The sequence below is a fragment of the Treponema denticola genome (assembly GCF_024181405.1).
Taxonomy (GTDB): Bacteria; Spirochaetota; Spirochaetia; order Treponematales; family Treponemataceae; genus Treponema_B; species Treponema_B denticola_D.
In genome coordinates, this window is sequence record NZ_CP051302.1 from 1,308,620 (window position 1) to 1,327,255 (window position 18,636).

Annotated in this window: 16 protein-coding genes and 1 tRNA gene; 5 read left to right on the plus strand and 12 right to left on the minus strand. The window is 39.6% G+C overall.

All coding sequences use genetic code 11. From position 1 onward, the window contains the following. The 3 genes from HGJ18_RS06340 to dxs are packed head-to-tail and all read right to left on the minus strand — an operon-like array spanning position 1 to position 3,718. Entirely contained in the window at positions 1–960 is a 960-nt protein-coding gene (locus HGJ18_RS06340) for a CdaR family protein (protein ID WP_253698241.1), read from the minus strand. Beyond that, positions 950–1,774, minus strand: coding sequence for a diadenylate cyclase CdaA (gene cdaA, locus HGJ18_RS06345; RefSeq protein ID WP_253698242.1), 825 nt, complete (start codon positions 1,772–1,774; stop codon positions 950–952). The genes HGJ18_RS06340 and cdaA overlap by 11 nt, the downstream gene beginning before the upstream one ends. 3 nt (positions 1,775–1,777) lie before the next feature. Then, positions 1,778–3,718 carry a 1-deoxy-D-xylulose-5-phosphate synthase gene (dxs, locus tag HGJ18_RS06350; protein WP_253698244.1) on the minus strand — a complete coding sequence of 647 codons (1,941 nt, stop codon included), beginning with the start codon at positions 3,716–3,718 and terminating at the stop codon, positions 1,778–1,780. Positions 3,719–4,119: 401 nt separating this feature from the next. Between dxs and HGJ18_RS06355 the strand changes: the two genes are divergently transcribed. Both HGJ18_RS06355 and HGJ18_RS06360 read left to right on the plus strand, forming a co-directional pair. Next, on the plus strand, positions 4,120–4,752 hold the full coding sequence (locus HGJ18_RS06355) for a redox-sensing transcriptional repressor Rex (RefSeq protein ID WP_253698245.1): 633 nt from the start codon (positions 4,120–4,122) through the stop codon (positions 4,750–4,752). A 1-nt stretch (position 4,753) separates the two neighbouring features. Then, positions 4,754–5,761, plus strand: coding sequence for a class I SAM-dependent methyltransferase (locus HGJ18_RS06360; protein ID WP_253698247.1), 1,008 nt, complete (start codon positions 4,754–4,756; stop codon positions 5,759–5,761). Here the strand turns inward: HGJ18_RS06360 and ruvB are convergent. From ruvB to HGJ18_RS06405, 9 genes are all read right to left on the minus strand, one after another. Beyond that, the gene (gene ruvB, locus HGJ18_RS06365) at positions 5,758–6,789 is read right to left on the minus strand and encodes a Holliday junction branch migration DNA helicase RuvB (protein ID WP_253698249.1); all 1,032 of its coding nucleotides are present in this window, start codon (positions 6,787–6,789) and stop codon (positions 5,758–5,760) included. The two genes, HGJ18_RS06360 and ruvB, sit on opposite strands and share 4 nt — an antisense overlap. 7 nt (positions 6,790–6,796) lie before the next feature. Next, positions 6,797–7,972 carry an iron-containing alcohol dehydrogenase gene (locus HGJ18_RS06370; RefSeq protein ID WP_253698251.1) on the minus strand — a complete coding sequence of 392 codons (1,176 nt, stop codon included), beginning with the start codon at positions 7,970–7,972 and terminating at the stop codon, positions 6,797–6,799. A gap of 3 nt (positions 7,973–7,975) precedes the next feature. Continuing rightward, entirely contained in the window at positions 7,976–9,466 is a 1,491-nt protein-coding gene (glpK, locus tag HGJ18_RS06375) for a glycerol kinase GlpK (RefSeq protein ID WP_253698252.1), read from the minus strand. After that, positions 9,463–12,093 (minus strand): cytidylyltransferase domain-containing protein, encoded by a 2,631-nt coding sequence (locus HGJ18_RS06380; protein WP_253698253.1) that lies wholly within the window; start codon positions 12,091–12,093, stop codon positions 9,463–9,465. The genes glpK and HGJ18_RS06380 overlap by 4 nt, the downstream gene beginning before the upstream one ends. After that, positions 12,090–13,043 carry a glycosyltransferase family protein gene (locus HGJ18_RS06385; RefSeq protein WP_253698254.1) on the minus strand — a complete coding sequence of 318 codons (954 nt, stop codon included), beginning with the start codon at positions 13,041–13,043 and terminating at the stop codon, positions 12,090–12,092. Before HGJ18_RS06385 ends, HGJ18_RS06380 begins: the two co-directional genes overlap by 4 nt. Further along, complete coding sequence (locus HGJ18_RS06390) at positions 13,018–14,589, minus strand: spiro-SPASM protein (RefSeq protein ID WP_253698256.1); 1,572 nt, start codon at positions 14,587–14,589, stop codon at positions 13,018–13,020. The genes HGJ18_RS06385 and HGJ18_RS06390 overlap by 26 nt, the downstream gene beginning before the upstream one ends. Before the next feature lie 27 nt (positions 14,590–14,616). Then, complete coding sequence (locus HGJ18_RS06395; protein ID WP_253698258.1) at positions 14,617–14,976, minus strand: hypothetical protein; 360 nt, start codon at positions 14,974–14,976, stop codon at positions 14,617–14,619. A gap of 41 nt (positions 14,977–15,017) precedes the next feature. Beyond that, the gene (locus tag HGJ18_RS06400; protein WP_253698259.1) at positions 15,018–15,428 is read right to left on the minus strand and encodes a hypothetical protein; all 411 of its coding nucleotides are present in this window, start codon (positions 15,426–15,428) and stop codon (positions 15,018–15,020) included. 183 nt (positions 15,429–15,611) lie between these two features. Next, positions 15,612–16,376 carry an Rpn family recombination-promoting nuclease/putative transposase gene (locus tag HGJ18_RS06405; RefSeq protein ID WP_253698261.1) on the minus strand — a complete coding sequence of 255 codons (765 nt, stop codon included), beginning with the start codon at positions 16,374–16,376 and terminating at the stop codon, positions 15,612–15,614. Between the two features lie 275 nt (positions 16,377–16,651). Here HGJ18_RS06405 and HGJ18_RS06410 point away from each other — a divergent pair, with 275 nt between their 5' ends. From HGJ18_RS06410 to HGJ18_RS06420, 3 genes are all read left to right on the plus strand, one after another. Continuing rightward, complete coding sequence (locus HGJ18_RS06410; RefSeq protein ID WP_002669747.1) at positions 16,652–17,200, plus strand: FKBP-type peptidyl-prolyl cis-trans isomerase; 549 nt, start codon at positions 16,652–16,654, stop codon at positions 17,198–17,200. A gap of 29 nt (positions 17,201–17,229) precedes the next feature. Next, positions 17,230–18,258, plus strand: a complete 1,029-nt coding sequence (locus HGJ18_RS06415) for a Gx transporter family protein (protein ID WP_366793593.1) — start codon at positions 17,230–17,232, stop codon at positions 18,256–18,258. Positions 18,259–18,378: 120 nt separating this feature from the next. Beyond that, a tRNA-Gly gene (locus HGJ18_RS06420) sits at positions 18,379–18,450 on the plus strand. The last annotated feature ends 186 nt before the right edge of the window (positions 18,451–18,636 follow it).

The following is an 18,636-nucleotide window of genomic DNA, read 5'->3' on the forward strand; positions in this document are numbered from 1 at the left end:
TTATTCGGATGTCTTTGCTTCTTTTATCTTGACTTCAAACTGAATATTTTTAGGATTCGCATCTATAAGAGAAAGCTTTCCCGGAATAACGGCTTGAACCGGCAAGCTGTACACGCCGGGCTTTGTTATATTGCTGCAGTTTACTCTCAAAACATTTTCAGGCAGAGTCCATGAAGCAATATTAGACTTAGTACCTTTTACAGTGATATTTCCCAAAACAGAATCCGTCACAACTTCAAATTTCTCGTTTAGATTTTCAAAATAAAGAGCTATTTCCTCATAAGTTTGTAAACTTACTATTTCCCGTATCTTAATCGAATAGGCAATTCTGGAAGTCCCTATTACGGAAACGAGAGGATTAGAGGCAAAGACCTCTACATAGCCCGAAAATCCGGTTTTTCGGTTATCTATTTGTACACTGTTTGTCAGCATTTCTTCAATTTGTGAAACGACAGAGTGAGGTCCCTTTATTTCTACTGTGGCGGGGTCCACATCTCTTTCATAAACTTCATAATTTTCCGCCGGAACGCCCCCCAGATTTAAGCGGACATTAACCCTCTTAGATAAACTATCCTCAAGTATCAATGTTATATCGGAAGGTTCAACTTCAACTTCAAAATCACTGATGTTTGAAGCCAAGCCCTTTAGTTTAGCCTGTATGGGAATACGGTACTCTCCGGGACTGCTGATTGCAGACAAATCCATATAGGCCGTTATATGCTCTTCCATAATCGGAGCTATTACGGTTGAATCTCCCCAAACCGAAACTTTAACCAGCCTCGGAATATTCACAGCCGGAACCAAATCTCCGGAATTTTCTATAACAAGAGGAGCATAAAAATACTTCTTCTCTAAAAGACTGCCCTTATATAACTGTACCAAAACTATGGCAAGAGCAAAACTTATAACCTTTGCAAGCCAGTTTTCAGCTAAGCGGTCAAATATTTTTCTAATTTTCATCTTGTAAGGCCTCCGCTAAATCCAAAGATTCTTCTTGAGCAAAATATTTTTTTATTTCCAAAAGCTGCTCAAGCTGGGCTACAACTTCATCCGCACTTAAATCGTAATAAAGATGGGAATCATAGGCAAGGCTCAAGGCTCCCGTTTCTTCGGATACGACAAGAACGACTGCATCCGTTTCTTCCGAAACACCTATTGCCGCCCTGTGACGGGTTCCAAAGCTCTTTCTTATATCCTGCTGTTCCGAAAGAGGAAGAAAGCAGCCGGCAGAAACTATCATTCCGTTTTGCACAATGGCAGCTCCGTCATGAAGAGGGGTATCATGCCCGAAAATCGTAACCAATAGGCTGGATGAAAGACCCGCATTAAGCTTTGTTCCAGTATCGATAATATCCTTTAAATTATTCCGGCGCATAAAAACTACCAGCATTCCCCGTCTTTTGTCGGATAAGATTTCGGCAGCAGTAACAACCGAGTCGATATGGCTGTGGTTTGAGTGCTTTCCGGTTCTAAGCCAGTTGCTCTGCCCTATCTTTAAAAATATTTTACGAAGTTCGGGCTGAAATACGATGGCTACACCTATAACAAGTCCCGGTCCCAAGGTATTTAAAAGCCATAAAAGAGTTTTAAGATTAAAAATCATGGCAACAGCATAAATGACCAATATAGACATTGCACCCTTTATAAGCTGAATTGCCTGAGTTTTTAATAAAATTTGATAAGCCTTATACATCAAAAAAGCGAGTAAAAGCACATCAAAAATAGGCCTTAGATATGAAGAATAAAAAGCCGTAATGTTTCTAATAAATTCCATATCCTAATTCTCCTTTACCGGAATAGCGGTAGAAGCCGAAACGGTATGAGTTTCGGTAAAAAGCAGCTCTGCTGCTTGTACTATGTGTTCGGCCGATACGCCTGCACCCTTAAAAATTTCGGAGCGGGTACCATGGGGGAAGAACATATCTTCAAAAGCCAATACCGCAGTTTTTTTATTTTGCAACCCGGTCTTGTTTCTTTCGTACCTTAAAATAAGTGATTCCAAATATGAGCTTAGACTGCCTATCTTCATACCGTCTTCTACAAAAAGAATGTATGAATAGCCTTTTTCAATGTTTAAAAAATAGCTTTTGTCTATAGGCTTTGCAAATCTCACATTATAGATATCAGTAAAAAGGCCCTTATGAGCAAGAATTGCAGAAGCCTCTTTAACTTCATTGTACATCCCTCCGGTACAGGTTATTAAAATGCGGCTCTTATCGGAATTCTTTATAAGTACTCCGCGTCCTTTTTCTATGTTTTGAGAAAACTCGGGGATTTCTTTCGGGCAATCGGCTTTGGGATACCTTATTGCTATGGGATTATCCTGCATAAGAGCCCAAGAAAGCATCAGCTCCAGCTCTTTTTCGGATGCAGGACAAAGAATTGTCATATTGGGAACAGGACGCAGTAAGGCTATGTCAAAAAGGCCCTGATGGGTTTCTCCATCTGCCGGAACGGGACCTGCACGGTCTATAGCAAAAATCACGGGCAAATTTTGTATTGAAGTGTCGTGTATAATCTGGTCGATTGCACGCTGTAAAAAGGTACTGTAAATTGCCGTAACAGGCTTAATTCCGGCTGAGGCGAGTCCTGCTGCAAAGGTAACGGCATGGCCCTCGGCAATACCTGCGTCAAAAAATCTTTCAGGAAATCTATTATGAAATAGAGAAAGGCCTGTCCCAGATTCCATTGCTGCCGTTATGGCTGCGATTTTCGAATTTTTTTCGGCGGCTTTTACCAAAGCCTTTCCAAAGGCTTGCGTAAAGGTAATCGCATCATTTTTTTCTACCTTGCCGTCTGCAATGTTAAAGGGCCCGATCCCATGAAATGCAGCAGGATTTATTTCTGCCAAGGGATAGCCCTTGCCCTTGATAGTTTCTACAAGCATTACAACGGGGCTGTTTAATTTTTTTACGTTTTTTAAAACCTTTTCAAGTTCTCTCATATTGTGGCCGTTTATGGGGCCGACATATTCAAAACCAAAATCAACAAAGATATTATTCTTGTAGAATATCCCCTTCATTCCTCTTTTTAAACGCCAAATTATGGAATTAAGTTTGTTTCCTACAAGGGGTATTGAGCCCACAGCCTTGTCAAAGAGGTACTTAAAACGCTGGTAGCCTTCATGAACTGTAAGGCGGCTCAAGTACTCGGAAAAAGCCCCCGTATTTTTGCTTATGGACATTTTATTGTCGTTTATTATAACGATTAAATCTTTTTTTAATTCTCCGGCATTTGAAAGAGCTTCAAAGGCCATTCCGCCTGTCATAGCACCGTCACCTATAACGGCTATAACCTTTCCGGAATCCTTGTTTAATCTTTTTCCTTCAAGAATACCCAGAGCTGCAGAAATTGAAGTTGAAGCATGGCCGGTATTAAAGGCATCGTGAACACTTTCTTCTCTTTTTGGAAAACCGGAAAGACCTTCCCAAAGGCGTAAGGTAGAAAAGCGGGATTGTCGGCCTGTTATCATTTTATGCGTATAGGATTGATGACCGACATCCCAGACAATAGCATCATGGGGACTTGAAAAAACCCTGTGAATCGCAAGCGTAAGCTCTATTACGCCCAAATTGCTTGCAAGATGACCGCCGTTATGGCCTACTACAGTGAGAATTTCTTTTCGTATTTCTACAGCGAGGTCTTTAAGTTCATCATGGGAAAGGAGCTTTATATCCTCGGGGCCTTTTATTTTACTTAATAAGCTGTTTTTTGTCATTATATTCCGCTAAAATCTAAAAAAAAGGGGCTTCAAAGCTGAGCCCCCCTTCCGTTTAACCGAAAGCTATAGATATTTGAACAATTAGGGGTATACCCTCCTAATTTATTTCTTGTTCTTATGTCGATTCTTTCTAAGCTTCTTCTTTCGTTTATGCGTCGACATCTTCTTTCGTTTTCGTTTTTTTCCGCAAGGCATTCCGGCTCTCCTTAAATAAAATAGTATAGAATCAATAATATTACAAAATAGAGAGCTTGTCAAGGACTAATGCCCAATTTTTTACCGGATAATTTAAAATCATCTGCAAGTCCCTGCGGGACATCCCTGCTAGCTTCCTTGACATTACAAGTATTTGAATGTAATATTGATAGTATAAATACTTTTATTTTAAGAAGGATGCTATGGCAAAACAAAAAGTACCGGCGGCCCCATCTGTGCGGAGGCTGCCTTCTTATCTTCACCTTGTAAAAAAAGCAGAGGCCGATAAGTTGGAATACATATCGGGAACGGTCATTGCCGAAGAATTGGAACTTGAACCCATTCAGGTTAGAAAGGACCTGACAATTACGGGAATTGTAGGTAAGCCCAAAAAAGGCTATCCCGTCAAATTACTGATAACGGCCATCGAAAAATTTTTAGGCTGGAATAAAGAAAAAAAGGCTTTTGTAATAGGGGCAGGAAGTTTAGGTACAGCTCTCTCAGGCTACCAAGGTTTTAAAGAACATGGGCTGGACATTTGTGCCGCCTTTGATTCAGACAAAAGAAAAATTGGAAAAGAAATTCATGAACTTCCTGTGTTTGGAATGGATGAATTGGAAACAAAAGTTAAAGAATATAAGCCCGAAATCGCTATTTTGACGGTTCCTTCAAAATATGCTCAAGAGGCCGCAAACGCCATTGTAAAAGCCGGAATCAAGGCAATTTGGAATTTTACAAATATCAAAATCACCGTGCCCGATAAGGTTATAGTCCAAAAAGAAGATTTAAGCTCAGGTTATGCAATGCTCGGCGTTATGATGAATATCAAAAAATAAGATGCAAAAAAATCAATATCAGGCGGAGCTTTTTAAAAACCGCCTTCAAAAAAGATTTAAACATTTGTCAAAGTGGGCAAAACGGGAGGGCGTTTTTGCTTACAGATTGTATGACAAGGATATACCTGAAATTCCTCTTGCAGTAGACATCTATTTTGCCGAAACAGACGGACCGGAAAACACAGCCTTTTTGCTTATCTATCTTTACAAGAGGCCTTACGAAAAATCCCAGGAAGAAGAAAGAGAATGGCTTTTAGAAATTGAAGAAGCGGCATCCTCAAGCCTTTTAATACCTAAAGAAAGAATTTTTATAAAATTGCGTGAAAAGCAAAAAGGAAAAAGCCAATACGAAAAGGCAGGCTCAAGTAAAAATCTTATAAGAGTAAAAGAAGGAGAATGTTTTTTTTACATAAACATAGAAGACTATCTTGATTCCGGTCTCTTTTTGGATCACCGCCCTGCCCGTTCCATGGTTTTTAAAGAAGCAAAAAATAAAAAAGTTTTAAACCTGTTTTCATACACGGGAAGTTTTTCGGTTCATGCGGCAAAGGGCGGAGCCGCTTCCGTTGATTCGGTAGACCTTTCAAATACCTATCTAAATTGGGCAAAAGAAAATTTAAAATTAAATAAGCTCTTCGATGAAGAAAAAACCCGGCTTATAAAAAGCGATGTAATCGTTTTTTTAAAAAAAGCAATCGAAGAACAAAAAAAATGGGATTTAATTATCTGCGATCCTCCTACCTTTTCAAATTCAAAAAGTGCGGATATTTTTGATGTAAACAGAGATTGGCTAAAACTCTGCCTTCTCTGCCTAAAAGTGCTGTCAAAAAACGGAAAGCTTTATTTTTCTACCAATTCCCAAAAGATAAAATTCGATAAGGCAGAGCTTATCAATTCTTCCAAACAAAAGATAAGGGTAAAAGACATAACAAAGGCATCAATCCCCGAAGACTTTAGAAATCAAAAAATACATAAGATGTGGATGATTGAGGCGGGTTATCTCCCCTAATCGAAGAGGCCGTCTTGCCCATCCCCTAGTTTAGGCGGATTTAGGCCGAGGTGTTCGTATGCTTTAAGGGTAACCATGCGGCCGCGGGGGGTGCGCTGAAGGAGGCCGGACTGAATAAGGTAGGGCTCATAATAGTCCTCTAATGTATCCTGAGACTCTCCTATAGAAATTGCCAGGGTTTCGGCACCGACGGGGCCGCCAGAATAATTTTCGATAATGGAGCGGAGTATCTGCCTGTCATAGGTTTCAAGGCCTAGGCCGTCGATGTTTAGCTGCTTTAGGCCTGCGGCAACCGTCATCTCGTCAATCGAGCTTTTGCCTGCAACTTGGGCAAAGTCCCTCATGCGCCGCAATAAACGGTTTGCAACCCTTGGAGTTCCGCGGGAACAGCGGGCTAAGGCAAAGGCGGCCTTTTTTTCTATTTCGATTTCGAGGATTGAAGCGGAGCGGCTTATAATTGAGGCAAGCTCCTCATGGCTGTAAAATTCAAAACGCTGCACAATACCGAAGCGGCTTATAAGGGGGCTTGAAACCATGCCGGCTCTTGTGGTCGCTCCGACGAGGGTAAAAGGCGGAATTGGAATACGCACAGTTCTGGCTCCCGGCCCCTGCCCTATTATCCAGTCAAGTTCATAGTCTTCCATTGCTATATAAAGCATCTCTTCGATGGCCGGCTTTAAACGGTGAATCTCGTCTATAAAAAAGACGGAGCGTTCAGTCAAGGTAGTAAGAATACCGGCCAGATCCTTGGGTTTATCGAGGGCGGGAGCTCCCGTAACCTTAAAATCGACACCGAGTTCATTGGCCGTAATTTGGGCAAGGGTTGTTTTTCCCAAGCCCGGCGGGCCTATCAAAAAAAGATGATCTAAGCTTTCTCCTCTTTCGCGGGCAGCCTTTATAAAAACGGAAAGATTTTCTTTTGCCTTTGTCTGCCCCTGAAAGTCTACAAGAGAGCGGGGACGAAGAGCTCTGTCCTTTTCGTCCCCTGCCTGTTCTTCGGGACGCACTACCTCAAAATCATCGCTCATAGTTTACTTAAAGAGCAGCCTTATATATTGCATAAACATCATCGGCTCGAAGTTCTTGAAAGCCGTAGATAACTCCGTTTTTACCTCTGTGAGCAACAGCGGCTTCAGCCATTTCTTTTAAGTGCTCCTCGCCTATTCCCGCTTCCTTCAGAGTCATCGGAATACCTAGAGATTTAAAAAAGTCCGAAGTACACTCGATTGCCTTTTCGGCAGTTTTATAAACTTCTTCTCCTTTTGAAAGGCCCCAAACATTTATACCGTAATCTGCAATCTTTTTAACGGTTTTATCGTTTAAGCAATGCCTCAGCCAATGAGGAGTTAAAATAGCAAGCCCTACTCCGTGAGTGATGTCATAAAAAGCACTCAGCTCATGCTCCATAGGATGAACAGACCAAGCCGTTTTTTTACCGTCGCTTAAAAGACCGTTTATAGCCCATGTACCTGCCCACATTAGGTTGGAGCGGGCTTCATAGCTTTCGGGATTTTTAATAGCCAATGGTCCGTATTCGATACAGGTTTTTAAGATGCTTTCTGCAAACCTGTCTTGAAGATAGGCCCCGTCATTTAGGCTAAAATAGCACTCGAATGTGTGGCTCATAATATCGGCCGTACCTGCGGCTGTCTGATTTTTAGGAACGGAATAGGTGTATTCGGGATCAAGAACCGAAAATTTCGGAAGAAGGGGCGGAGCTCCAAAACCCAGCTTTTCCTTCGTTTTAAGGTTTGAAATAACGGCTCCGCAGTTCATCTCGGAACCGGTAGCAGAAAGGGTCAGTACCGTTCCTATCGGGAGTACATCTTTAATTTCGGCCTTGCCCGTAATCAAATCCCATGCGCTTCCTACATAATTTACACCGGCAGAAACAGCCTTCGAGCAATCGATGGTACTTCCACCTCCGACAGGTAGAATAAAATCCAGCTTGTGTTCACGGACTATTTTTATTCCCTCTTCAACTTCTTCAATGCGGGGATTGGGCGAAATACCGGAAAGCTCTTTATAAAAGATTCCGGCTTGATCCAGTTTTTTAATGATTGTATCATAAAGCCCCATTCTTTTAATACTTCCGCCGCCGTAACATAGAAGAACTCTTTTTCCGTATTTAAGAATCTCAGGTACGAGGTTCTCAATACTACCCTTACCGAATAAAATTTTAACCGGCACTTCAAATTCAAAATTATACATAACCTACCCCCATTTCATTGAGCGTTCTACAGCCTTTTTCCATCCGGCATAGAGAGTCTTTCTTTTTTCTTCTTCCATGTCCGGCCTAAATTTCCTTTCGATATCCTGTATCCGTTTTATTTCGCCCTGTTCTTTCCAGAAGCCAACGGCAAGACCTGCAAGATAGGCAGCTCCCAAGGCCGTCGTTTCTTTTTCGTAGGGGCGCAAAACGGGTACATTTAAAATATCCGACTGAAACTGCATTAAAAAATTATTGGCACAAGCTCCGCCGTCTACTTTAAGCGATTTTAAGTTTATCTTGGAATCCTTTTCCATAGCATAAAGGACATCCTTTGTTTGATAGGCGATGGCTTCCAAGACCGCACGTACAATATGCTCTCTTTTTGCCCCCCTTGTCAAGCCCAAAAGAGCACCGCGGGCATACATATCCCAGTAGGGAGCTCCCAGACCTGAAAAGGCGGGAACAAAATAAACACCGTTTGTGTCGTTTACAAGCCCTGCATAGTACTCCGTTTCGTGAGCAGTATAGATAAGTTTTAACTCATCTCTCAGCCATTGAACTGCAGCACCCGCTATAAAACTGCTTCCCTCCAAGGCATATTTTACACTATTATCTATACCGAAGGCAATAGTCGTAAGAAGCCCGTTTTCTGATTCTATTATCTTATCTCCGGTATTCATTAACATAAAGCAGCCGGTTCCATAAGTGTTTTTTGCAGAACCTTCTTCGAAACAGGCTTGCCCGAAGAGGGCTGCCTGCTGATCACCTGCAGCTCCGGCAATCGGAATCTTAGCTCCCCCGAATGTATGCTCTTCGGTATAGCCGTAAACATAACTTGAAGGTTTGACTTCGGGCAGCATAGATTCGGGAATATCCATAGCCTTTAAAAGCTCCTTATCCCATTGCAGAGTGTGAATATTAAAAAGCAAGGTGCGGGATGCGTTTGTATAATCGGTTACATGTACCTTGCCTCTGGTCAAATTCCAGATAAGCCAAGTGTCGATGTTGCCGAAAAGAAGCTCGCCTTTTTCGGCCAGAGTTCTTGCTTCGGGAACATTATCCAAAATCCACTTTATCTTGGTTCCCGAAAAATAAGCGTCTATTATCAAGCCGGTTTTTTTTCTGATAGAATCGGATAGGCCTTTTTCTTTAAGAGCATCGCAGATATCGGCGGTTCTGCGGCACTGCCAAACTATGGCATTATAAACGGGACGGCCGGTCTTTTTGTTCCAGACAACGGTTGTTTCCCGCTGGTTGGTAATTCCGATTGCAGCAATCTCTTGGGTGGAAACTCCGCTTCTTTCCAAAACCTCGCGGGCTACCCCGCTTTGCTTTCCCCATATTTCCATGGCATCATGCTCGACCCAGCCCTGCTTAGGAAAAATTTGAGAAAACTCCTGCTGGGCAGTTTCAATTTTTTTTCCGTCTTTATCGAACAAGATTGCCCTGCAGCTCGTAGTTCCCTGATCAAAGGCTAAAACATATTTTTTCATTTTATATCCTCCAGTCTTCCCTGCTTCATTGCATAAACTTCCATACTGTCTCCGAGTTTAAAAAGTTTACTTATAGCCATGCCTATGGCCATAACTATGTTCCAAAGTATTCCGTTCTTTTTAAGATTTTTACACCACTTAAATCTTTCAGGATGATGACCTATCGAAACAATCTTTAAAACTTTAAAGCCGTACATACTGAGCTGAGACCTTACAGTTCTTGAATCCCATATGGAATAATGGTCGGTAGGACTTTCTGCAAAAAATTTATAAGGCGAAAAAGTTCCCGTAACACCGGAAAAGTTTGGAGTTGAAAAAGCAAAAATACCGCCCGGCATTAAAAGATCGTTTACTTTTTTTAAAACCGAATCCAAGTCCCTAAAATGCTCGATAACAAACCACATACTAACGGCAGCAAAACCTCCGTCTTCAATAGGTCTTGAAACCGATTCAAACCCGTTTCCCGTCATTCGTTTTTGGTAAATATACTCATAGGATTTCGGGAGAACCGGAAAAGCCGAAACAAAGGCCGGCAGTTTTAACTCGTCCGTTACATATTTTACGGCGGCTTCCGAAATATCGGTTCCGACGGCATACCAACCCGAATACTTTGCAGCAAGAACAAAGGGGCCGTAAGCACAGCCTATATCCAATATTTTCTTTTCACCGTCAAAAATACTGTATTCCCTTTTTTTATAAAAAATATCTATATAAAGTTTATTGATAATTTCTATTCGGCGCATACCCTGCTTTCTTATAGATTCAAAATCCTCTAAGTAGGTTTTACCGTATTGGGCCTTATACTCATCAAAAAAATAAGTTTTGGTATATTGTTTTGGAGGACTTATTATAAAAGAAATATGATACATTCCGCACTTTAAACAATGTGCCATAGTCCTATCGGGAGTTCTGGCCGTAACTTCGGAGGTACCGGCTTCCCCGCAAATAGGACAGAGATACCGTGAACCGAAAGACAAATTTTTTATCAAAGAAGATAAATCCTTGGATTCAGAATAAGGTGTAATAATTTTAGGTATCTTAATTCCATGAGAAAAGACATTAGCAAAGTCGGTAGTAGAAGGTATCCCGGCAGGAAGAGATGTAAAACCGGCGGCTAAACCTAACTTATAATGATAGTCGGTAGGAGAAACCAAAAGCACATAACAGCCTGCAGCCAAGGCTTCAAAGGCAATGAACCCATAATGAGTTACAACCAAATCCCATTCATAAAGTCTCTCTTTTAAGTTATCGATTCTTGAAAAAGCTTTAACCTTTCCTTCAAGCCGTTTTATATCTTCAAAACCTAAATTTATATCTATTGCAGAAACATCGAATTTTAAGGAGGCTAGAATTTGTGCAATTGGAAGGGTCATCCTATAAGAATTTTCCCCTCCGCAAACTACAAGAACCTTTGTTTGTTTAGGAGTTAAGTGTATCTTTTTATTTTTTGCCAATCTCTGAGTTGAAAGGAGCTTTCGCCTATTTAACGGAAGGGATATCAACTCAGGCGAAAAAAGATTAGAAAACCATTCGGAGCCGGAATCATCGTCAGACGAGCTTACATTTTTAAGTGAAGGTAGTATATCCAAAATAAAATCGGCAAATCTTCGGCCGGTGCCGCCATCGTCAATTGCGATAACAGGCCCCCTATTCTTAAAAAAAGCCATCTCATCTTCAGATGTTCTAAATCTGTCCAATACGATTAGTGCCGCTTTTTTTGGAAACTCGTTTACGACTATTTCGGAAGGAATGGAATTTAAAAGAGATTTTGAAAAATTAGGATAATCCGACTCGGATATATAAATCAAACATCTTAACTTTCCCAAAAGAGATCTCGCTAAATCGCAAACCCTGTGCAAGTGTCCGCTTCCCCTACCCGGAGTAACCGAGGGACAAAATACAACTAATCTATCGGCATAACTTACAGCCTCAACTATGTCGGCAGGCGTAAACGGAGCCGTCTTTTTATTTGAAATTAAGTGTTTATAAATTTCTTTTGCTTTTTCATAGTCTTCGGCGGTATCAACGGTAGTCCGCAGTTCAGGATAATACCACACAGGCGGAGCCGTCTCTCTGACACACCTATATTTATCGGAATGTCCGTAAATTGCAGGAGACACATGCTCATGAGCATATTCGTCATCGGTTTCGGAAGCGGCTTTTAAAAGAGAAGAAGCCTTGATAATTTCTATTCCCGATCCGTGAGGAAGACCTGTGTAAGTAAAATAATCGGGCTCTCCCAATTCAAAATAACGGCGGATTGAAGCTTCGGCAGCTTGCACAAAGAGAAAGGGATTATCGGCCGTAACCCTGATGACGGCCTTTAAAGGTCTATTCGGAAAATTGGAATTTATAAACTCAACGGCATCACAAAAACGCCTTAAAACATCTTCTTCAGAACCGTCAATACAGAGATAACCCAAGGATTCGGCTATGGGCTGAAATTCTTTTTTTGAATTTGTATCGCAGGCCAAAATAAAATGTTCGGCAGGTAATTCTCTGACCGAATCCAAGACCCTGTATAATATAGGCATACCGCCCAAGTCCAACAAAGCCTTTCTAACCAAACGCTTGGAACTTAATCGAGCTTGAACAATTACGGCCGTTCCTTCGTATAAACCAATCATATGCTGGGCTCCCATTTACAAATTAAGTCTTGAGGTGATTTTACAAAACGGTATTTATTTATATGCACCCAGTCTTGTACAGCCTTAAAATATTTATAGGCCTTAAAAGGATTTAAGCCTGACCTTATCGCATAAGAAAAAAACAAATACCAAGGCAGGCTCCCTCCTTTTTTACCTACAATAGGCGCTAAATTTTTTAAGTAAAATTTTATATAAGAATCATCTGCGGAAATATCTTCAAGGGGACAAGCTCCGGCATATTTCATTTTATATAAATTTGAAATAAGAATCTCCATACCCCATAGATGAGCTCTAAATCCAAAATCCAAATTTTGCCAATAAGGATTTTCTATAGTATAATCAAAGCCTCCCATCTCGATAAATTTTTCCCGATTATAAATACCTGCAAAATCATACATATAAATAGTATGAGTTAAATCTTTTCTGCACAAAAATTGTTCCGTCGAAAAATCTCTGCGAGTAAGAGAAGGAACAATTTGCACGGGAATAAGGGCATTTTTTTCATCGATTAAAACCGGAGCTACACAGATTACATCCGATTGGGTAAGGGTATCTATCACGGTTTCAGGAAAGGCCGAAGATGATAAGGCCATATCGTTCCACAGAACCATAACATAATCCGAAGATACTTCCGAAATACCGAGATTAATCATCTCCCCTGCAGTAACTTTTTCAAGCGGAAGTAAAAATTTTACTTCCGGGAATTGAGAAGACAAAGCCTCTACCTCAAAGCCCCGCTTTGAGCTGTCCACAAAAACTATTGAGTTAAAACCTAAATCTATCAGGTTTTGAAAAAGAGAAGAAAGATAATATCGGGCACCTCGGTTTAATACCAAAACGGAAACAGGAGCTTTAAAATCGCCGGAGCTTTTTCCTAAAACCGTATAAGGAATTTTCCGTTCATTAAAAATTGTAGGTATAGTATTCATCGCAGGCTCCGCACAAATCTCCGTATCTGCATTCCAAATGCTTCTTATATGCCTCGAATGCTTTTTTACGGATTGAGTCTAAGCTGTCCGAAAAAGCATTTCCTAAAATATTATTTCTTTTAACATCTTCTTTGCAAAGAGGCACCGAGCCGTCAGCCAAAATATACATATCCCTTTTTAAATGCCAGCATGGATGTCTATTAAAAGGCGATAAGTCTGCAACTCGTCTATCTTCAAGTAATTTACAAAAGGTATCGTATTTTTGAATAATTACATTAACGCCCAGGTTTTTCCAAAAACGGTAAAAGGGTTCAACCTCTATCTCGTTTTCTTTCATCCGCATAATTTGAGCCCATACGGCATCGGGAAAAACTTTTTTTAAACTGTCGGTAAAAGTAAGAGCTTGTTTTAATTTAATATTTGCCTCATCTTCGGAAAGACCGTGCACCTTAGCATACATTCCTGAACTGACCGCATCAATACATACAATCCAATAAACCGGAAGCATCTTGTTTTTTCTTTTGGGAGAGACGTCAATAACTTTTTCAACTCGCTCTATAAATGATGAAGGCCAGTATAAACCGCAAGTTTCAATCAAAACGGATAACTTAGGAAACGATAAAATTTTTTCGATTACCGAAAGGCAATCCTGATACATTGAAGGCTCACCAAAAACCGAAAGAGAAATTACGGCATCATCGGAATATTCTGCAATTTTTTCGATAAGAGAAAAAAGAGCAGCCTTATCCATTTCTTTTTTTTCTTCAAGTCCTAAAACCTCATTAGGCTTATATATCGACTTTAAAGGATAGGAAGAATTTATCTCGATACCGTAATATGCAGGAAGAGTAAAAAGTTCTGCCTTTTTTTCTTCAATCAGTTTTGCATAGTTTTCCGCATTTATGCCTGTAAAGCGGCTGCACAAAAGAGCGTTCCGTTTTGAGTCGGCTGCAAAGCGGAGCCTTAGATGCCTTAAATCGAAGGGGGCTATCATAGTTTCGATATCATAGCTGTTTATTTCTTTTTTTATCGTATCGAAAATAAAAGAACGCTCAAAGGAAGTTTCATTTTCGGAAAGCTTTGCAAGAATAGGACAGAGGCCGGAGGTAAGAATTTCAGGGATAAGCCCCTCAGGGTATCCGTCGGCAAAGCTATATTCTGCTCTGTATTCCAAATGCTGCTTAAAAAGTTTTTCCGTTGCATTTAAATCGATAAAAGGCTCATCTCCATGCAAAAAGAAAACATTTTCAAAACCGGAAGATTCCGTTTCGGCTTCTTTTGCAGCCTCCGAAAATATGGCTTGAGGACTTATTTTTTCCAAAACCTTAACCTTCCACTCTATTTTTAGCTCGTCCGATTTTATATTTTTTAATATGGAAACGATAGGGGCTTCACAAGAAGCGGAGGTTAAAATAATAATTTTTTTACAATCAGGAAAGGCCGCAGCCGCACGGAAAGAGGCTTCAAATGGGATGATGCCGCTTTCGAGTTTTTTAAACGAATATTCCGAAATATCATAGGCGGATAAAACAGCAAAAGACTTCATAGCTCCTATATCGGCAAAAAAAGGCCTTTATTTTAATTTTTTAGCTGCAGTCAATACTTTTTCTTTAGAAGAGTAAAGCTGAACACTTGATCTTTGAATCCAGCCTTTTCCTAGGTTTACCCAAAGAATCTGTTCTCCATCTTCTTTTACGATCTCAAGTCCTTCAACGGAAAAGACATCAAATTTTCTGGCATGCGAGACAGTTATGCCGTCATCTCCCGGCTTATCTAAAAGAGAAACATAGGTTTCGATTATTAAGGCAAAGCGGTTCGCATCGTTCATAGCCGAATCCGACGGCAAATCCAATGTTTGTAAAGGATCTTCTTTTGAACAAGCCAAAAGACTTAAAGAAATAAGAAATAAGAAAAAAAGAGCAAACCGCTTCATAAATTAAAACTCTATTACCTGTAAATCCAAATACGGCAATATTAAAGAAAGATAGCCTTTGAAAATAATAGGTGTAAGACGGAAGAAGCCAAACATACATAACCGATTATTTCGTCATAATTTTTTACTAAGCCGAAAAAATCCGGTAAGGTAATATTTGAATTAGACTCCAAATATCTTCCCAAAAATACTATCGAACCTGCAAGTCCTGCAACTACGGGTAAAAAATCTCCCAATATCACTATATTGGTTCCGACAGGACTCAGCATTTTTGAAATTGCCGTAAAACCGGAAAATATTGTAAGCAACAGCAAAAAAGTTGGATCCCTTAAAACGGGATATCTATTTTCACGGTCAGCAGGCTCATCACCTCTAACAGTCTTGTCAAAAAATACAAGAATAAGCCCCATAATCAAATTTGTTGTGATTGAAAGAAAATAAAAAGGTAACATTTTGTCCTCCGGTACATTGTTGAATCCTGCAATAACTGCATTAGATTAAGTTTAAGTCATTTTATATAAAAAATCAAGGGGTAAGAAGCCCTTGACTTTGACACGGTAATCAAATTTGTAATTTATAGAAGCATAAACCAATTTCATTAGATATACGGAGATTTACTTTTTAAATATAGAAAATTACAGCTTTTCAATTTCGGATTCAGGTAGGCCTGTCATTAATAAAATTTCAGAAATTGGGTAGCCTCGCTTTTTCATAAGTTTAGCCGTTTCTCTTTTTACTCTGTACTCCGCTTTGTCTTTAATATCCATTTCAAAAGTAGATAATAATCTGTATTCTTGCCTTGCCTGTTCATTTTGTTTTATTGCTTGTATCATTTTTTCAATCTCCATTGTAAATTCATTATTCGGCTTACCTGTTTTAAGGTATTCTAAAAATTCTTTTAATTCTTTCTCCTCAGTGTTATTAAAGGCCTCTGCATTTATTATAACCTTTCGTGTGCCGTCTTGTAAAGGGGTGTTTTTGTCCTCTATACAAAGATTTTCAAAGGTATAAACAGGCCTATTTTTGCCTATGGCATCAAAGGTACAGATAAAAATTATAAAGCTGTCGTTTAAGCTATTATAGGAATTGCCTTTGTCCAAAAAAGAAATATCTATGGCAGCTTGGTAAAACCGCATACGTTTAGGGATATTGAGTTCATTGCTTACCTGCATTTCTACATCGTATAATTTACCGTTTTCTGCCTGCACTAAAACATCAAATCTTACAGACTTAGCCTGTTCGTAAGTGTTAATATTATGCTGTATTGAGATATAAGCAATTTTACCTATTGTATCTGATAATATCATTTCAATAAGTTTTTTGCATAGTTTTGGATTTTGCATAGCTTTACAAAACATAAAATCGTCTGTAAATGTTAAATCTTCAAATCTTTTTACCATTTGTGTCCTCCTAATTTTTTCATATTTCCCCCTCCTTATTATATTTATAGTTATTATTTGAAAAAAATAGTAAATTATAAAAAATTTGCTTGAATTTATACCACCGCAATCCGTGCCGGTAATTAAATTAACCACCCTCAATTTGAAAAAAACTCCGCCTTGAGGACAGTTTTTTTGTGTGCACTAACCGATAAAAATTTGATTTCCATAGGGATTTGCGAGATTTCTTGCCGGATATTCTCTTGATTTTTGTTTATAAAATATGTATTATCTTTATGATGAAAATAGAAAAAGATACAACAGTCAGTTTGGAATACACACTGAAAGATGCTAACGGCGAAGTCCTTGACTCGTCCGATGTAATGGGTCCATTGGAGTACATCCACGGATATAATATGATTATTTCAGGCTTGGAAAAAGCCCTTGAAGGCAAAGAAGAAGGAGCCGAGTTTAAGCAAGTTGTTCCTCCTGAAGAAGCCTACGGCGAAGTTTTTGACGATCTGATAGTAGAAACAACCAGAGAGCAATTTCCTGAGGGTGTAAAACTTGAAGTCGGCATGGACTTTGAAGCCGGAGAAGGTCATCACGCCCGAATTGTAAGAATTACAAAAATAGACGGCGATAAGATTACCATAGATGCAAATCATCCGCTGGCAGGAGAAACCCTCCATTTTGATGTAAAAGTCTTATCGGTAAAAAAGACCACCGAAGAAGAATTGCAGGCTTTGATTCAGCAAATGTCCGGAGGATGCGGAGGCGGCTGCGGATGCGGTCATGAACATGACGAAGATGCTTGCGGCTGCGGGTGCTCAGGTTGTCATTAAAAACCAAAAAGGCGGATACTCTTATTCCATTGTTCGGAGGATTTTGTTTTTTTCTTTCGGCAATCGAAATAATGATACCCAAGCCGGTTCCTTTTTTTAGAATCGGCTTGGCTAATCTGCCCGTAATTTTAGGCATAGACCTCTTCTCTTTTCCGGCCTTTGTACTTCTTTTAGTTATAAAAGTTTTAGGCCAAGCCCTTATTTCGGGAACTCTTTTTTCTTATATCGTTCTTTTTTCAGCAATCGGAACATTTTCCTCAGGCCTTTTGATGTATGCCATGAGAAAAATTCCGCGAAAAACAATTTCTTTTATGGGGATAAGTTTGGCGGGAGCCTTTGTTTCAAACAGCCTGCAATTTCTTTTAGCAGTCTTACTAATGTTCGGAAAATCGGCTGTCTACATAATTCCGCCCGTGTTTTCTTTAGGCACCTTAACTGCCTTATTTTTAGGCTGGTTTGCATCCGAATTTGAAATACAATCCGTCTGGTACCAAAGAGTAAAGGCCGAAAGATTCGATTTTGTGTCTGATAATTCACAAGCGGTAAGACATTATAAGAGTGAAAACGAATCGGAAAAAACAAAAAGCCGGACTTTAAGGGACAGGTATCTTAGAATAGGTTCGGGTATAAGCCTTTTTTTAATCTTACTCTTTGTTCCTTTTTTGCCGGTACAAGCCCTTGTTTTGGGAGCGGCCCTGATTCTTTGTGCAGCCGACAGACAAAAACTTAATTTTTTAAATTTAATCTTTATGTTTACGGCAATTACCGTTTTCAACCTTTTTCCCCCCATGGGAAAGATAATTTTTAGCATAGGAAGTATAGATATAACTCATCAAGCCCTATTACGCGGATTTGAAAAAGCTATTGTGTTGTTAGGAATGATATATATATCGAAATGGATGCTGAAAGCAAAAATGAATTTTAAAAGCCGAATAGGAAAATCGATACAGGAAGCTTTCGATGTATTTTACAAATTATTATCGGTAAAACACGAAATCAAACCCAAAATGATAATTCCCACCATAGATTCGGTACTTTTGAGTATTAACAGACTTTAAGACAGCCAAGCTCAATAGCTTTTTTTCTGTAATAGCGCCTCTGTGTGCCTGTAATTTTTATGTTTTTTTTAAAAAAAGTATTGACATAAATTTTAAAAATCTATATAATACCCGAGTCTTGCGGATGTCGTATAACGGCTATTACCCCAGCCTTCCAAGCTGGAGACGTGGGTTCGACTCCCATCATCCGCTTATTTTCTAAGTTTATATCCGGTATAGACTTACAAGTTTTCAATCCCCCTAAAAACTTCACTTTCTTTTCTCTTTTTGATGGATTGCCACATAAAATGTCGCATAATTTTTTCGGTGAGTTTTTGTTTTATTAGCTGCAAGATTGCTGTTTTTAGAAAATATATCGATACTTGTATAAAGCCATAA

What these genes read in the sequence shown, in the direction of transcription:
- HGJ18_RS06390 (WP_253698256.1), bottom strand. Translation starts at nt 14,589, where the DNA reads ATGAAGTCTTTTGCTGTTTTATCCGCCTATGATATTTCGGAATATTCG.
- HGJ18_RS06360 (WP_253698247.1), top strand. Translation starts at nt 4,754, where the DNA reads ATGCAAAAAAATCAATATCAGGCGGAGCTTTTTAAAAACCGCCTTCAA.
- HGJ18_RS06410 (WP_002669747.1), top strand. Translation starts at nt 16,652, where the DNA reads ATGATGAAAATAGAAAAAGATACAACAGTCAGTTTGGAATACACACTG.
- ruvB (WP_253698249.1), bottom strand. Translation starts at nt 6,789, where the DNA reads ATGAGCGATGATTTTGAGGTAGTGCGTCCCGAAGAACAGGCAGGGGAC.
- glpK (WP_253698252.1), bottom strand. Translation starts at nt 9,466, where the DNA reads ATGAAAAAATATGTTTTAGCCTTTGATCAGGGAACTACGAGCTGCAGG.
- cdaA (WP_253698242.1), bottom strand. Translation starts at nt 1,774, where the DNA reads ATGGAATTTATTAGAAACATTACGGCTTTTTATTCTTCATATCTAAGG.
- dxs (WP_253698244.1), bottom strand. Translation starts at nt 3,718, where the DNA reads ATGACAAAAAACAGCTTATTAAGTAAAATAAAAGGCCCCGAGGATATA.
- HGJ18_RS06380 (WP_253698253.1), bottom strand. Translation starts at nt 12,093, where the DNA reads ATGATTGGTTTATACGAAGGAACGGCCGTAATTGTTCAAGCTCGATTA.
- HGJ18_RS06340 (WP_253698241.1), bottom strand. Translation starts at nt 960, where the DNA reads ATGAAAATTAGAAAAATATTTGACCGCTTAGCTGAAAACTGGCTTGCA.
- HGJ18_RS06370 (WP_253698251.1), bottom strand. Translation starts at nt 7,972, where the DNA reads ATGTATAATTTTGAATTTGAAGTGCCGGTTAAAATTTTATTCGGTAAG.
- HGJ18_RS06355 (WP_253698245.1), top strand. Translation starts at nt 4,120, where the DNA reads ATGGCAAAACAAAAAGTACCGGCGGCCCCATCTGTGCGGAGGCTGCCT.
- HGJ18_RS06400 (WP_253698259.1), bottom strand. Translation starts at nt 15,428, where the DNA reads ATGTTACCTTTTTATTTTCTTTCAATCACAACAAATTTGATTATGGGG.
- HGJ18_RS06395 (WP_253698258.1), bottom strand. Translation starts at nt 14,976, where the DNA reads ATGAAGCGGTTTGCTCTTTTTTTCTTATTTCTTATTTCTTTAAGTCTT.
- HGJ18_RS06405 (WP_253698261.1), bottom strand. Translation starts at nt 16,376, where the DNA reads ATGGTAAAAAGATTTGAAGATTTAACATTTACAGACGATTTTATGTTT.
- HGJ18_RS06385 (WP_253698254.1), bottom strand. Translation starts at nt 13,043, where the DNA reads ATGAATACTATACCTACAATTTTTAATGAACGGAAAATTCCTTATACG.